This is a genomic window from Levilactobacillus yonginensis (genome assembly GCF_003946265.1).
Taxonomy (GTDB): domain Bacteria; phylum Bacillota; class Bacilli; order Lactobacillales; family Lactobacillaceae; genus Levilactobacillus; species Levilactobacillus yonginensis.
Genome location: NZ_RHNO01000026.1, coordinates 1 through 14,518, shown reverse-complemented (window position 1 = coordinate 14,518; position 14,518 = coordinate 1). Strand labels below are relative to the sequence as shown.

At 50.8% G+C, this 14,518-nt stretch carries 12 protein-coding genes; 5 read left to right on the top strand and 7 right to left on the bottom strand.

The annotated features are described in order from the left end of the window. Positions 1 to 241: 241 nt before the first annotated feature. From EKM87_RS10700 to EKM87_RS10690, 3 genes are all read left to right on the top strand, one after another. The gene (locus tag EKM87_RS10700; protein WP_125684624.1) at positions 242 to 1,579 is read left to right on the top strand and encodes a collagen binding domain-containing protein; all 1,338 of its coding nucleotides are present in this window, start codon (positions 242 to 244) and stop codon (positions 1,577 to 1,579) included. 166 nt (positions 1,580 to 1,745) lie between these two features. Further along, positions 1,746 to 3,539, top strand: a complete 1,794-nt coding sequence (locus EKM87_RS10695) for a heavy metal translocating P-type ATPase (protein WP_125684622.1) — start codon at positions 1,746 to 1,748, stop codon at positions 3,537 to 3,539. Positions 3,540 to 3,816: 277 nt separating this feature from the next. After that, entirely contained in the window at positions 3,817 to 5,352 is a 1,536-nt protein-coding gene (locus EKM87_RS10690) for a multicopper oxidase family protein (RefSeq protein ID WP_125684620.1), read from the top strand. A 419-nt stretch (positions 5,353 to 5,771) separates the two neighbouring features. On the opposite strand, the gene EKM87_RS10685 is transcribed toward EKM87_RS10690, so the two are convergent. The 5 genes from EKM87_RS10685 to EKM87_RS10665 form a co-directional block, all read right to left on the bottom strand. After that, complete coding sequence (locus EKM87_RS10685; RefSeq protein ID WP_125684618.1) at positions 5,772 to 6,827, bottom strand: linear amide C-N hydrolase; 1,056 nt, start codon at positions 6,825 to 6,827, stop codon at positions 5,772 to 5,774. A gap of 22 nt (positions 6,828 to 6,849) precedes the next feature. Next, positions 6,850 to 7,854, bottom strand: coding sequence for a DMT family transporter (locus EKM87_RS10680; RefSeq protein WP_125693571.1), 1,005 nt, complete (start codon positions 7,852 to 7,854; stop codon positions 6,850 to 6,852). Between the two features lie 43 nt (positions 7,855 to 7,897). Further along, positions 7,898 to 8,644: a glutamine amidotransferase gene (locus tag EKM87_RS10675; RefSeq protein WP_125684616.1), complete on the bottom strand. Its 747-nt coding sequence runs from the start codon at positions 8,642 to 8,644 to the stop codon at positions 7,898 to 7,900. Positions 8,645 to 8,893: 249 nt separating this feature from the next. Next, complete coding sequence (locus tag EKM87_RS10670; protein ID WP_125684614.1) at positions 8,894 to 9,910, bottom strand: LacI family DNA-binding transcriptional regulator; 1,017 nt, start codon at positions 9,908 to 9,910, stop codon at positions 8,894 to 8,896. Positions 9,911 to 10,028: 118 nt separating this feature from the next. Next, positions 10,029 to 10,367, bottom strand: coding sequence for an ArsR/SmtB family transcription factor (locus EKM87_RS10665; RefSeq protein WP_125684612.1), 339 nt, complete (start codon positions 10,365 to 10,367; stop codon positions 10,029 to 10,031). A gap of 69 nt (positions 10,368 to 10,436) precedes the next feature. Between EKM87_RS10665 and EKM87_RS10660 the strand changes: the two genes are divergently transcribed. Further along, on the top strand, positions 10,437 to 11,033 hold the full coding sequence (locus EKM87_RS10660; RefSeq protein ID WP_125684610.1) for a cadmium resistance transporter: 597 nt from the start codon (positions 10,437 to 10,439) through the stop codon (positions 11,031 to 11,033). Between the two features lie 715 nt (positions 11,034 to 11,748). On the opposite strand, the gene EKM87_RS12420 is transcribed toward EKM87_RS10660, so the two are convergent. Continuing rightward, positions 11,749 to 11,886 (bottom strand): hypothetical protein, encoded by a 138-nt coding sequence (locus EKM87_RS12420; RefSeq protein WP_164506490.1) that lies wholly within the window; start codon positions 11,884 to 11,886, stop codon positions 11,749 to 11,751. Between the two features lie 93 nt (positions 11,887 to 11,979). Further along, the gene (locus EKM87_RS10655; RefSeq protein ID WP_164506491.1) at positions 11,980 to 12,993 is read right to left on the bottom strand and encodes a YeiH family protein; all 1,014 of its coding nucleotides are present in this window, start codon (positions 12,991 to 12,993) and stop codon (positions 11,980 to 11,982) included. A gap of 128 nt (positions 12,994 to 13,121) precedes the next feature. On the opposite strand from EKM87_RS10655, the gene EKM87_RS10650 reads away from it, so the two are divergent. After that, positions 13,122 to 13,997 (top strand): LysR family transcriptional regulator, encoded by an 876-nt coding sequence (locus EKM87_RS10650; RefSeq protein ID WP_125684606.1) that lies wholly within the window; start codon positions 13,122 to 13,124, stop codon positions 13,995 to 13,997. Positions 13,998 to 14,518 lie beyond the last annotated feature (521 nt).

The following is a 14,518-nucleotide window of genomic DNA, read 5'->3' as shown; positions in this document are numbered from 1 at the left end:
TTCTAGCTTGTGGAAGAGTGAGACAAAAGCGGAGTTGACTGCCTTTTGTCTCACGTTTTGGCTATTTACGTTCGGCGTACCAACAGGGTTTGAGACCTTTGTCCCAAACCTTTTTTCGTGTCTTTTTTTTGCCGCCTAATTTTTTCCCACACAGTTCATAGAACCTGTCCAGCTCCTATTGCCAAGCTACCGTCTAGGCGCGTATACTTTGTCTATGTAAAAGTTTCGGGAGGGGATTTTTTTGATTAAAAATAGTAAAGTATGGCGACTGATAATTGGACTATTAGGTTTGGTCTTGGTATTAGTTGTCAGCCAAATGGCAACACCGGCCAAAGCGGCCACTAATTATAACGGTGCGGATTTCACCACGTCAGCAAGTGTGACGAATGGTCCGGACTTCAAACATAAAGATACGATTGATATTCAGTACAACTTGAATTTTGGGAATACCCCAATTCACAATGGTGATACCATTACGTTGGACTTTCCTGAGAACCTGAAAGGGAAGACGCCGGGTGATGAGTTCAAGGTTTACGACACAGACGGGACCGTCATTGGGAACGCCGTGGTCTCCGATACCGGGGTCGTCATTACCATGAATGATGCCTTGGAGGGCAAGACTAACGACAAATTAACGTTGAACCTGGCCACCAAGTACCGGTACGAAGATACTGGTGAAAAGGACGTGACGTTCCAACTGAAAGACAAGGGCAACAGTACGTCACAAATCAACATTGTGTCTGACGAAGCCAACTTGTCCAAGAAGGGTGTCTTGCAAGACGACGGCACCATCAAATGGACGATTCTCGTTAATCGTCAAGAACTTGAGATGAAGAATCTGGATATTACTGACACGATTGGTGATTATCAAGATTTGATTCATGGTGTGACCGTCAGCAATGGGACTTGGACTAGCACGACGAGCTATAAGCGTGAAAAGCCAGCCATGACTGAAGGCGACGACTACAACGTTACATATAACGACAACGGGTTTGACCTAGCATTTACTGACACGGTCAACAACCTCGTGGTCATTGACTACTACACCAAGGTTACAGATCCTTCCCTGATCGATTCTGGTTATAAATTCCGGAACAACGCCGTGATGAACTGGGGCGGCGGTACCTCTGGTGGCAAGCACTCTGAAGAAGCCAACGGAAAGGTTTCCTCCTCTAACGGTAACAGCGGTTCCGGTGGTGGTGACACGAACACGAACGAAACCGATGAAGAAGAGGAAGAAGACAACACCGGGACAATCGATGTCGATGAAGGTACTGAAACCGACAAAGAACAAGAAGAACGGGAACAAGAAGAAAAGAACGAAGCTGCCAAGAAGGAAGCTGCAGAAGCCGCAGCCAAGAAAGCCGCTGCTAAAAAGGCAGCTGCCGCTAAAGCTGCTAGTCTGAAGCATCAACCAGCCAAGGCTACGGTTACCGAAAACGGTGGCCACACCGTCGCTGCAGGAAACACTAAGTTGCCTCAGACGCGTGAAGCCAACGCAACCCCACTGAGTATTTTGGGTGTCGCTTTAGCCACGGCCACGTTGGGTGTCAGCGCGGTAGTGCGTCGTCACTTCTAAATTAATTTTTGCGTGGTCCCCTCCTAGCTGGATGAGATTGCCGAACTACATGAAACGGTAAAGTCAGGGCCTAGGTCTTGGCTTTTTATTTTTGTTTGGACTGGTAAAGCGATTACAGTTTGTTATACTCGAACTAAGTAAGAATCATTACAAAGGAGGGACTAGCATGCGCCGTTTAAGACAGTACCGAGAGTTTTGGTGCGTCATTGTTTTAGGGGTAATTGCTTTATGGCTTCAATTTGTGAATCATCAGGCTGGTGTGGCCCAGATCATTGTGACTGCCTTGGGAGTCCTGTTGGCACTCATGATGTTTATTGACATGGTCAAGACCCTGCAGTCCGGCAAGTTCGGGGTGGACTTACTGGCGATTACCGCGGTATTGGCCACGTTAGCGGTTGGTGAGTACTGGGCCGCTTTAATCGTGTTGCTCATGTTGACTGGGGGCGACGCGCTGGAAGACTTTGCAGCACAGCGGGCCAACAGTGAACTTCAAGAACTCCTGAACAATTCACCTCAAACGGCCCATCGGTTAGTGGTCGACCAGCTCACGGATATTCCCGTGGGGGAGGTCGTGGTGGGTGACCACCTGGTCGTTCGTCCCGGTGAAGTCATCCCAGTTGATGGGACCCTCTTAACCGGTCCTACCACGGTGAACGAAGCCTCTCTGACCGGTGAAGCGCGGCCAATTGAGAAAGTTGCCGGCAATACCGTCATGTCAGGGAGTATCAACGGTGAAGCCTCGGTTCAACTGGAGGCTGATCAGACTGCAGACAACAGTCAGTACCAAAACATTGTGCGCTTGGTCAAGCAGGCTGAAGAACAACCGGCAAAATTCGTTCGGATGGCGGACCGTTACGCTGTGCCGTTCACGTTGTTAGCTTACGTGATTGCTGGTATCGCTTGGGCCGTATCAGGTGATCCGGTGCGGTTCGCTGAGGTCTTGGTCGTGGCGTCACCATGCCCCTTGATTTTAGCAGCGCCCATTGCCCTAATTTCCGGCATGAGTCGGGCTAGTCGTAACGGAATCATTGTGAAGACTGGGACCACGTTGGAAAAATTGGCGAAGGTTAAGACGTTTGCGTTTGATAAGACCGGGACGATTACGCAAGGAAAATTAGTGGTCGACCAAGTCGTACCAACTTCAGCGGTAACGGCCGAAACGTTATTACAGCTGGCGGCCAGTACGGAACAACATTCCGGGCACGTGCTCGCTCAGTCACTGGTAGCCGCGACGACGGGGCCGCTCCTGACGGCGACCGACGTAACTGAAGTGACCGCCCAAGGGGTCGAAGCCACCATCGACGGCCAAACGATTCGGGTCGGTAAAGCAAGTTTTGTGACGGATGAGGACGTGGAAAAGCCCGACCAGACGGCGGTGTTTGTCTCGGCGGCTGGCCTGTATCAGGGGTACGTCAGCTTTAGTGACCGCGTTCGACCGGAAGCTGCCGCTACGATGACGGCGCTGCGGGATGCCCAGGTCAGTCACCTGCTGATGATCTCGGGTGACCGTGAACCGATTGCCCGCCAGATTGCCGGTGAAGTGGGCATCGACCAGATTCACGCGGAGTGTTTGCCCGCCGAAAAGATAGCGGTACTGGCGAAATTACCGGATGACCAGCGACCAGTTGCCATGGTTGGTGATGGCATCAATGATGCACCATCGTTGGCCACGGCTGATGTGGGAATCGCAATGGGGGCGCACGGTGCGACGGCCGCAAGTGAGTCCGCCGATGCTGTGGTGTTGAAGGATGATTTGACCCGGGTCAGTGTGGCCCGCCGAATTGCGCAAGATACCATGCGGGTGGCCAAGCAGGCCGTGTTGATCGGTATCTTCATCTGTACCGCGCTGATGCTGATTGCCAGCTTCGGAGTGATTCCCGCCATCATCGGGGCTGTCTTCCAAGAAGTTGTCGACACCGTAACGATTCTCTACGCTTTGCGGGCGCGGACGGACCGGTAAATTGGGCCCATAGCAGTGTTCAGAGAGAAAACGGCTATGGGGACACTTAGATAGACAATATATTTGAAGGGGCTGAGACTTTTGTCTCAGCCCTTTTTGTTCCCAGTTGGCCTTGCTGAAATGCTCACTAACTAAAGATACTAATTAATCGTCTACTGGTCCACGCGCTTCATGGGTTACTAGGCAATTTCACAAACGGATTATTATTACTCGCCCGAAAGAATGCGGTATGATTACTTTGTAAGTGTTCTAAATAACTCGTAGGGGAGCCTTCAAGATGACAAAATCAATTTACACCGATTATTTCTTTGATGAGGCGGCTTACAATACGCACGATGGTGGGTATGTGCCGCTGGCAGAACCGAAAACACCGCAACAACCGTTACGGATTCCACCCTTGTTGAAACCCGATAAAGAGACGGCGACGGATACATATTACACGGTTGAGGCTCAGGCTGGGGAGACCCAATTATTGCCGGGTAAGAAAACGAAGACCTGGGGGTACAATGGCTCGTTACTTGGCCAAACCGTTGTCTTTGCGAAGGGCAAGACCATGCACATTGATTTGAAAAATAGTTTGCCAGAATTGACCACATTCCACTGGCACGGTCTCAACGTGCCAGGACCGTATACCGACGGTGGCTGTCACGCGCCCGTTTATCCTGGTAAGACGCGCCACATTGATTTTAAGGTCGACCAACCGGCTGCGACGTTGTGGTTGCACGCGCACCCGTGTCCATCAACGGCCGAACAGGTTTGGCATGGTTTAGCGGGATTGGCACTGGTTACCGATGACGTTGAGGCTAAATTACCATTTCCACGGAACTACGGGGTGGATGACATTCCGTTAGTTTTACAAGACCGGCGTTTTCACGAAGATAATCAATGGGATTACAACGCTGATTACGATCCTGACGGGGTTCAAGGACCTACGCCCATGATCAATGGGACCATTAATCCCTACTTTGATGTCACCACGCAACGGGTCCGCCTCCGCATCTTGGATGGCGCTAACCGGCGTGAATGGCGGCTACACTTTGACGACGACCTGCCATTCACACAAATCGCCTCAGACGGTGGTGTCATGCCGGAACCAGTTGAATTTACGCACCTGATGTTAACCTGTGCTGAACGGGCCGAAATTATTGTGGACTTCGGCAAGGTTACGCCCGGTAAGACGGTCACGTTGTACAGTGACGATGTACCGTTGGTTCGGTTCAGAGTCCACGACTTTGCGACAGACACGGCTAAATTGCCAGCCCACCTGGTTGATATTCCAGACCCAGAAGTGACGCCAGATACGCCAATTCGTAAGGTCGTGATGTCTGGGATGGATGAACAAGTCATGATTGACGGTAAGAAATTTGAAATGCAACGGATTGACGCCAAACAAAAGGTGGGCAACGTTGAGTTATGGGATGTTACCAACACCAATGACATGGAGGGCGGCATGGTCCACCCGTTCCACATGCATGGCACCCAATTTCTAGTGGTCTCGCGCAACGGCCATGAACCGTACGCCAACGAACACGGCTTCAAGGACACGGTCGGCGTCAACCCTGGTGAAACGGTCCGGTTAAAGGTTTGGTTCGACAAGCCGGGTGTCTTCATGTATCACTGCCACATTATTGAACACGAAGATGGCGGGATGATGGCTCAGATTGAAGCCTACGATCCACAACATCCACAGACGTACAAGCTGATGGATATGGACACGCTAATGAACGCGGTCGCTGAGGAGCGAGGAATTGACGTTAAGGACCTCCATCTTGCCGGGATGAGTTCCTATGAGAAGATGGGAATGAAGATGTAAAGAGTGCGGAGCCAGACGTTTAGGTTCTGAGCATTAGTGGGAATATAGGGCATGTTCGGCAGCGCCGGACATGCCCTATATTCATACTAAGCGCAGGAACCTGTCTGGCGGAGCACGTTTCAAAGGCAGCCAGGACAGGGATAAACAGGCGAGAGTCAATCCAGTCATTAAACCAGATTCATACTAAGCGCAGGGGTCTGCCTCACAGAGCACGTTTCAAAGGCAGCCAGGATAGGGATAAACAGGCGAGAGCCAATCCAGTCATTAAACTAGATTCATACTAAGCGCAGGAACCTGTCTGGCGGAGCACGTTTAAATAAAAAAGCACTGACAAATTCGAGAATAAAATCCCGATTTTGTCAGTGCTTTTGGTTATACCTTCAGTTTTGACTGGCACCATTGGAGCCAGTATTATCGTTCTAAATCGTATTCTCTCCAGCTGCCCAGGAATTCTTCTCAGTAAATGGACGGGCAGTTTGCTTGGAGATAAAGCTAAAATAGCGGATATCGCTGCCCCAATCGTTCGGATCACCGTAATCCAGTGACCGCAGATCCCGGTTGTCGTAGGTGAAGGCGTACAGAATCTTTTGCTGAATATCGTAGCCAGCGGTGTACTGCGTCCAGGCGATCAACGTCTCATCTGGTTGTGGAATCCGCAGGGAACCCTTCGGCGTATTCACCGTGGTCAGCAGCTGGAAAATCTGATTGAGTGTTTCATCGTCGTCAACGTCCACGGAGAGGAGCTTGGAGAAGGCAGCCCGGAGAAACCGTGATTCAGGCTTGTAGTCGGCGGGGATACCTACCAGACCACTAGTTGGTTCGCCCAGCTTGATCTGGTCAATGGGTTCGTCAACCGTGAAGTCGTAGTGGCGGTCAGTAGTTCGTTCCAGCCAGGTCTTCAGGTTACTTAGATGCCAGTCAAAAGTGGGGGCGTTGGTGAAGACGCCGAGCTTGTTTTCGTAAATATGGAAACCATTTTCAATTGACGGTTCGACCACGATGGACCGGCCCGTTTCGTCGTGAAAGACGCAGTGTTGCGGAACCGACATGCCCATCATCGGGCCCGGTTCATTGGTGATGCCAATGTCTTGGCCGAGGTGGTCTTTGATGTCATCCAGGCTACGGTAGTGGGTCAAAATCCAGGTACAGAGTTCCTCACCACGAATCGCAGTCTTACCGCTGGCCGTGATTTCGGCAGTCGGCACGTAGCGGTAAAAGTGGTCAAAGTAAAATGAACCGCCACAGATGCCGTATTCGTTGATCCCGTCGAGCAGAACCGGTGATTTGTGAATGTCATTGGCCCAGACAATGCCCATAACGTTGCGTTCACTCTTGAACGGGGTAAAGGCTTCTTGGAATTCGTAGCCTTTGGGAATCTTCACGCCAGAGTATTCAAAATGTTGTTCAAAATCTTGGGTGCGACCCCAGAAGGGATGCCCCTGTTTGCTAATTAATTCAATGCCTGTGCAGGCCATAAGGAAGCTCCTTTCTGTGTGATCAGTGGGTCTCGAGGTCGTTGACGGCTACCTTCTTCTTAGCGGAAGGCATCATCGCGATACCAGCACCAATCAGGGCAACCACGGCACCAAGGACGGTGACCGTGTAGACCTGTGCGCCCAGAGCGGGAATCATCCAGTCAATCAGGACGGACCCAATCAGCTGACCAGCAGTGGAGGCAAGGCCCAGCAACAACAGGCCCAAGCCACGAACTAACAGCGCCATCAGGGCAATCGACAGTAAGCCAAGGGGCCCACCGAGGTACATCCACCAAGCGGTTGGCAGGGTGAAGGTTACTTGACCCATCATGACCCGGATCAAGAGGGCGGCACCTAAGATGGTGAAACCGACAATAAAGTTCCAGGTGATAGATACCAGCATGGATCCAGTTTCTTGAGCCACAGCAGAGTTACCGGCTGGTTGCCAACCGGCCAGTAGACCGGCTAAGAATGGCAGAACGGCTAAGGCGACGACCTTAGGGGCTTGCCAGCTAGGCAATACAACGAGGACGGTCGCTAGGATGGCAAGTAAGGCGCCTAAAATCCGCGGGAAGTTAAACATCTGTTTCTCAGGTACCCCAATACCCAAGCGGTCACAAAGCAAGCCAGAGATCACCATGCCAGAAATTAAAGTTGTTTGGAAGGTAGCCACGCCCAGGACAGAGGCGGAGGCCCCTTCGGAAAAAACGACCATGGCCCCACAACAGCCGGCTACCCAGTTCCACCAGGGAATCTTGCGAGCGGCAATTTTACGTGGGATGGACGCGAACTGTTGCCGGGTAGAGCGGCGGGCTAAGATGATGACGGCCATAACGACCAGTCCTGATCCAAAGGAGACAACGGCAGAAGCGTTGCCATCTTTCAACAGCTTGCCGACTTGGCCGTTCACAGCGGATTGCATGGGTGACAGCATGCCGGCAAGAATGGTCGCGATTAATAATAATGGCACAACAACGGTCTTTTCAGCGGTGTTCAGCTTGTCGTTTGAAGAATGTTGTTCATTCATTTTATTTCCCCATTTCTAAAATTCTGATAACCTGACAGATAAATTAAGCTAAGTCCCCGGCCAGCCACTGGATGCAGCGAGAGAAGAATTCGCCATAGTGGGACCAAGCCATGAATTCCTGAGAGGCCCAGTGTGGCGCGATGTCGGTGGTGTAGGCCAACGTCCGGCCTTTACCAGCTGTGGCGGTTATCAGGAGCGGCTTGTCGGCCACGGTCATGAGTACCTGGCTGTCAGCCTTAGGCGTCACGTCCTGATAGCCCAAAATGACTGGAAATTTGCCGAGACCATCACTGATGGGGTTGGCTTGAGCGGTTTGTGGGGCAACCCCCTGGGGTGCTTCCACCCGGTCGTCGTAAGGGGCCACGGTGACCGGTAAGATATCTTCGATGGGGGTGTTGTGATAGTGGGCCTTGCCTTCAAAACCACCGAATGACAGGTAGCCGCCAGCCATCATCAGGGATCCCCCAGCTTCGACCCACTGCTTCAAGAGTTCTAAGCGATTGACGGATGGGTTACCCCCAGCGAAGACGCCGTTGGAGAGGGTGAAGGAATTACTCCCAATGTCGGAAAGAATGATGACATCGTATTGGTTGAGTTCGGCTAGCGTCCAGGGAAAGTGTTCTGGCACATCGTGTGCCCGTAAGTGGGTGACGCTGTGGCCGAGTCCGCGTAGTGCTTGTAACAAGTCGTCGCAACCAATTTCGAGTTTTGTACTGGTGAAAGAGTCGTACCCCTTATACTCGGTGGTCGTCGAGATCCAGGATTCACCAGCCAGTAAAACTTTTGCCATAATAAATGTCCTCCTTAGTTGGGTTAAGCGCTTAACCAACTGATTAAAATTAAAAGCGCTCTTCTGTAAGCGCTTTTATTTATGGTCATCATACAGCACGCTAAAGGTTCAAGTCAAGAATATTAGCGCGACAAAAGGTGAGAAAAGTTCATGATTAAACGCTTTATCATTTTGATAAGTGAAAGCAATTGTTAATATTTAATCATTAATCCGACAATTCGTGGTGTCCCGTCACTAAACATAAGCTTTCTAGTTTTCAATCTTGTGAATGGAACTCCGCTTAATTAATTTTGGCTTGACGATGAGGTGTTGGACCACTTTCTCACCAGTCGTTAACATTTCAAGGAGGAGGTCGATGGTCTCGTTAACCATTTCCAGCGGTTGCTGGTCGACCGTGGTCAAGGGCACCTCAATGATTTCACCGTAAGGATCGTTGTCGAAGCCCACCATGGAGACCCGGCTGAAGATGTCGACGAAGTTCTGCTTGGCCCACTTGATGACCCCGAATAACATGAGGTCGTTGGCGCTCAGAATGGCGGTCGTTGCCGGGTCTTCGAGAATCTTGGGCGCCAGCTTGGCTCCGGAGTCCAGGGTGTAATCGCCCTCGAAAACCAGGTCGTCGTTGAAGGCAATGCGGTTGTCCTTGAGGGCTTGGCGGTAACCTTCGAGCCGTTCGGCGGCGTTGACAAAGTTGGCTTTCCCACGAATGAAGGCGATGTGGGTGTGGCCGTAATTAATCAGTTCCTGGGTGGCGAGGTAGGCGCCTTGGACGTTGTCGAAGTTGACGTAGCTGACCTTAAGATCAGTGTACGCATTCAACAGGACGATAGGCTTGTCGCTCTTTTCGATTAGCGCCTTTCGTTCCTTCTTTTTACTTAAGAAAAACTCGTTGGAAGGGACGAGGACAATGCCGTCGACCCCCCGTGAAACCATGTTTTGCACGGCATCGCTCTCAGCAGTAAAGGAATTGTTACTATCGACGAAGAGGGTTGAGTAGCCCTGAGCGCCTAACTGCTGTTCAATCAGCCGGGTGAGCGTGGCAAAGAAAGGGTTCGTGATGTCTGGCACGATTAAGCCAATGGTCAGACTGATATTTTTGCTGAGCGTGACGGCGGCAATGTTGGGATGGTAGTTGAGGTCTTTGGCAATTTGTTTGATTTCGGCCTTCTTGGCCTTGGAAATTCGTGATTTTTTATTATTCAAAACGACCGAAACCGCTGCGACCGAAACGTTGGCGCGCTTGGCAATTTCCTTCATAGTAGGCATTTTAGTTCACCCATCTTTCTAATTAGTCGGCCAAAGGGCTTTGCCGACAACTGGTTTAGTGTGTAAGGAAAGTATACTGCATTCGCAGCGGGATTTCCGGTAATCGGTTTTACGTGTATTAATGGCCGTGCGTTTCGCCCCGTAAGACGTGGTCGACGTGGGCCAATGTTTCGTTGACGATATCCAGAATGTGTGGGTCATCTAGTTGGTAAAAATTTTGCTTACCTGCCCGGCGGACGGTCACCAGTTGTTCTTTCTTAAGTAGGGCCAACTGATGAGAGACCACAGATTGTTCGACCTGCAGTTGTTCGCTGAGTTGACTAACGTTGAGTTCGCGTTGCTCGAGCAGATAGAGTAGCTGAAGGCGGGTGGTATTACTGAGGAGTTTAAAGATATCCTGTGAGGCCTCTAAAATCGGTTGGGCAATTTTTTTGACAGGTTTAGGTGAGTCAGCCATATAAAGCTTGCTCCTTTCATATGTCCATGTTAACATATGTTATAAATAACATACATAGGAGATGGGGTTATGTTAAAAACAATTTTAACGGGGGTCACGGCCTATATTTCAACCGGACTCGATTACTTAATTATTCTAATGGTAATCTTCAGCCGCGTAAAGCACCAAGACAGGTGGTTGGTGCTGGTGGGGGACTTCGTGGGGACCATCGTTTTGATGGGAAGTTCGCTCATTTTAGCGCTGGTATTGGGATTTGTGCCCGCACCGTGGCTGTTGGGGTTATTAGGATTGATTCCAATTTATCTCGGACTAAAATTATGGTTTCAGGGGGATGACGACGACACGGCAGCGATTGCCAATCAGGTGACGAATCCTCGGAGCCTGATCATGAGCGTGGCGGTGATTACCATGGCCACTTGTGGGGCGGATAACGTGGGGATTTACGTCCCATTGTTTACGACGGTTGAACCGGCGGCTATCCCGGTGATTTTGCTGACGTTTGCGGTGATGGTCGTGCTGTTTTGGGAGATTGGGTACCGACTGGCTTGTCTGCCTAAAGTCGCGACCGTGTTGGAGAAACAGGGTCGCTACCTGACCATTGCGGTGTACATTCTGATTGGGTTGTACATCCTGTGGGACAACGGGACTTTTGCTCATTTCTTGTAGAATTTGAGGGGGGATTGCCGCCGGTGGTTTCCAGGGGCGGCGTCTGCTATGGGGACCGGAGTGAGCCAAAGGGCGGTCTCACTCCTCAACTTGAACCCTCAGCAAAGCCCGCCAAGGGTCCAAGATTGTCCCATGCTGTAAGGCCGGGGAGAAGCAATCGCCCAGCCTAACACCATCGACACAGCCGGCACCACCCCTGGACACCACCGGCTACATCACAGCGTTGACGAAATGAACGCATTCCTGCTGTAAACATCATCGACGATTGTATGTGGTTTTAGGTATCGCTATTGTAAATTGAACTCGATTCAACTTAATTAGCCCCAATCTCGCCAATAATATTGCGTAAGTACTGTCATTCAGGCAGATAAACTAGTTTAGTTTCCAAGAACCCGCTTAACCGGAGGGGGTCAGAGGTGGAGCCAGCTGTGTCGACGGTGTTAGCCGATTTTCGGCTTACAGCGTGGGACGTGTTTGGAGACTGGTGGTTTTTCCAGGCTTCAAACCGAGCCGCAGGACCGCTTTTCAGGCCGGAGGCGGTCCCCACAGCAGGCGGAATCTCTGACCGCCGCAGGTGACTGGGCAAGACTAATTTCAAGTCTATAACGTATTCCTGGTTTGATAACAGTTTTCAATCTTTCAACCTTTAGCTAAACAACAAAAAATAGCGTAGAAGCCGCCGCATGTCGACTTCTACGCTATTTGTACTACCGAATTAATCCTGATTAGACGTGGTATTTTCCACGGGGACCGTTGACTCTTGGGCCTGTTGATAGGCGGTGTAGGCTAATAACCCGATGGCACCAACCAGCGCCACAGCTAAAACAATCAGCCAGCTCTTGATATTTTTCATCTGAGTATCGCTCCTTAGAACGTAGTGATTAGGCGCTCTCCCATGCACATGCAGTATAACATGGTTGGTTTTAGGTAGCTACGGTTTAGTGGATTAAAAGAATAGTTTACTGGCAATTGTGACGCCAGTTAGTAAAACAACTGAAGAAAGGGTTGCGGCCAGGAAGGCATTTCCCCCGCGCTGGAAAATCACGCGGAAGTTGACGCTCATCCCAAGAGCGGCCATGGCCATCCCTAGGAAGATGTAGGCCAGTTTGACCAGGGCGGCTAAAGCCACAGTGCCTAAAGGTAACCAAGTTCCGATGATACTGGTCAGCAGGAAGCCGGCCATGAACCAGGGAATGGGTAACTTCGTGTGGCTAGTTTCACTAGCTGTTGTCGTGGTTTGTTTTTGGTACCACCAGCCGATGATCAATGCTGCTGGCGCAAGCAGAAGTACCCGGGAAAGTTTGGTGATAATGGCGGTGTCCAAACTGACTGGACCACCAGCACTACCAGCTGCGACGGCGTGGGCAATTTCATGGAGCGACCCACCAGTCATGACCCCAAATTGAACGGCAGTCAGGTGGAGTAAGGGTTTCAAACCAATTTCAATCAGCGTAAAGACCGTCCCTAAGATGGCGACGATGGCGACTGCCAGGACTTCGTTTTCCCGTTGGCGTTCCGCTTTGTCCGGACTGACCTTAATCTGGGGAGAAACACCCATGACGGCGGCAGCTCCACAAATGCTGGTCCCGGTGGCCGTTAGGATGGCTAACTCGCGGTCGACGCCGAGCTTTCGGCTGAGGTTGTAGGTGAGCAACACCATACCAGTGACCACGACGGCTGCCAAGGTGATGGTTTTCACCCCTGCTTGTGCGAGCTGAATCAGGTTTAATTTGAATCCTAAGAGAATAATACCTAATCGTAAAAATTTATTGCTGATAAAACCAATACCGGCGCGATTCGCATTGATGGCGCGGGGGGCTAGCTGGCAGGCCATACCCAATAATAGGGCGATGACCAAAGCACCGACCAGGTTCAGGTAAGGCACCTGAGCCAATTCGCTCCCAGCGACGGCACAAATCAGTGTCAGTGCCGCTGCTCCCCAGAAACTCCGGGTGACCATTGTCGTTCGAATATCCAAGTTAATTTCCTCCTCTAAAATGAATACCCTTAGTTTACTGGAAACTTGTTATAAGTTAAAATTGTCATATTTAATAACGATATAAATGCAGCTTATCAAGGAGGTTAACTATGCTCGATACTCGGTATCAAACATTTCTGGTGTTGGCTCACACCAAGTCGTATACCCAAACGGCGCGGCAACTCTACGTTACCCAACCAGCCGTCACACAACAGATTAAAAGCCTTGAGGCGGAATTGGGATTGGAACTGGTGCACTATCAGCGGCCACATCTGACCATCACACCGGCGGGGCAAGAGCTGGCGGACTTTATCCAACGGGTTCAGGTGCAAACCGATAAGATGGTAGCCACTTTGCAGCACCCCCAATTGCAGCGCCAGGTGACCTTTAGCACGACGCTTTCACTCAGTGAATTCTTGGCGCCGCAACTGATTCAGCACTTGCAGGCCAGTAATCGGTATCAAAAAATTAGTTGTCAGGTGACGAATACTCAGGATGCACTGGCTGCGCTGGATAGTGGTGCCAGTGACTTTGCTTTAATTGAAGGGAACTTTGATAAGACTCGGTATGACTTTCGGGTCGTTCGGCAGGAACCGTTTGTGGGCGTGGTGGCTAGTAATCATCCGCTCGCGCAGCAAGCAACCATTGATTGGGCTGACTTGACGACCACGCCGTTATTGGTGCGGGAGACCGGGTCGGGCAGCCGTGAAATTTTGGTAAACCTGGCGCAGGCGGCTAACGTAGCCCTGACTGAGTTTCACCAGCTGATTACGGTGAATAATCCAGCCGCCATTCGCCAGCTACTTCTGCGGGGAGCCGGTGTGAGCTTCGTGTACCGCTCTGTGGTAGCCGAAGACTTGGCCGCTGGTCGGCTTAAAGTACTGCCATTAACGGCTAGTCAGCTACGGCACGACTTGGATTTGGTCTATCAGCGTGAAAGCCCGTACGCGCAGTTGTATCAGGACTGGGCTGCCTGGTTAAAATAGGGTCCTCATTAATACTAAAATTGCTCAAACGCCAGATAAGCTTGTTATGACAATGATATTGGCCTGCATATTAATCAACCTAGTGTGAATATTCGCCTTACCGGTCGCCAGATATGGGCTGGAACGGTGCGGACGCAACTTGAAGCCTCGAAAGAACCGAGTCTACAAGCTTGGTCTTCTGCTAAGCCAGTAGGGGGACCCCGCCTACTGACCAAGCAGAACGACGCGCCTGAGCCCATATCTGGCAACCTCTCGGCTTACACAGTATTTTGATAGCAACTAAAATGTGATCAGTTAGCGGTAATGAGTAGTGTGAGTGAATCATTCAGCTACAAACGTGTTCAGCTATAATCAGAACCGAAGCAGGTGACATTTGTGGCCGACGGAATACGATCATTTTATCGGCACTGATGCTTGCCAGTATTGGATTGTGGCCAATGATTTTGCTATAGTCCCCTTAAGGTTGACAGATGAAAAACTATAATTCATCTGTTAACTTTAAGGGGATTTTTCTATGCCTA

What these genes read in the sequence shown, in the direction of transcription:
- EKM87_RS10695 (WP_125684622.1), top strand. Translation starts at nt 1,746, where the DNA reads ATGCGCCGTTTAAGACAGTACCGAGAGTTTTGGTGCGTCATTGTTTTA.
- EKM87_RS10690 (WP_125684620.1), top strand. Translation starts at nt 3,817, where the DNA reads ATGACAAAATCAATTTACACCGATTATTTCTTTGATGAGGCGGCTTAC.
- EKM87_RS10685 (WP_125684618.1), bottom strand. Translation starts at nt 6,827, where the DNA reads ATGGCCTGCACAGGCATTGAATTAATTAGCAAACAGGGGCATCCCTTC.
- EKM87_RS10680 (WP_125693571.1), bottom strand. Translation starts at nt 7,854, where the DNA reads ATGAATGAACAACATTCTTCAAACGACAAGCTGAACACCGCTGAAAAG.
- EKM87_RS10675 (WP_125684616.1), bottom strand. Translation starts at nt 8,644, where the DNA reads ATGGCAAAAGTTTTACTGGCTGGTGAATCCTGGATCTCGACGACCACC.
- EKM87_RS10670 (WP_125684614.1), bottom strand. Translation starts at nt 9,910, where the DNA reads ATGCCTACTATGAAGGAAATTGCCAAGCGCGCCAACGTTTCGGTCGCA.
- EKM87_RS10665 (WP_125684612.1), bottom strand. Translation starts at nt 10,367, where the DNA reads ATGGCTGACTCACCTAAACCTGTCAAAAAAATTGCCCAACCGATTTTA.
- EKM87_RS10660 (WP_125684610.1), top strand. Translation starts at nt 10,437, where the DNA reads ATGTTAAAAACAATTTTAACGGGGGTCACGGCCTATATTTCAACCGGA.
- EKM87_RS12420 (WP_164506490.1), bottom strand. Translation starts at nt 11,886, where the DNA reads ATGAAAAATATCAAGAGCTGGCTGATTGTTTTAGCTGTGGCGCTGGTT.
- EKM87_RS10655 (WP_164506491.1), bottom strand. Translation starts at nt 12,993, where the DNA reads ATGGTCACCCGGAGTTTCTGGGGAGCAGCGGCACTGACACTGATTTGT.
- EKM87_RS10650 (WP_125684606.1), top strand. Translation starts at nt 13,122, where the DNA reads ATGCTCGATACTCGGTATCAAACATTTCTGGTGTTGGCTCACACCAAG.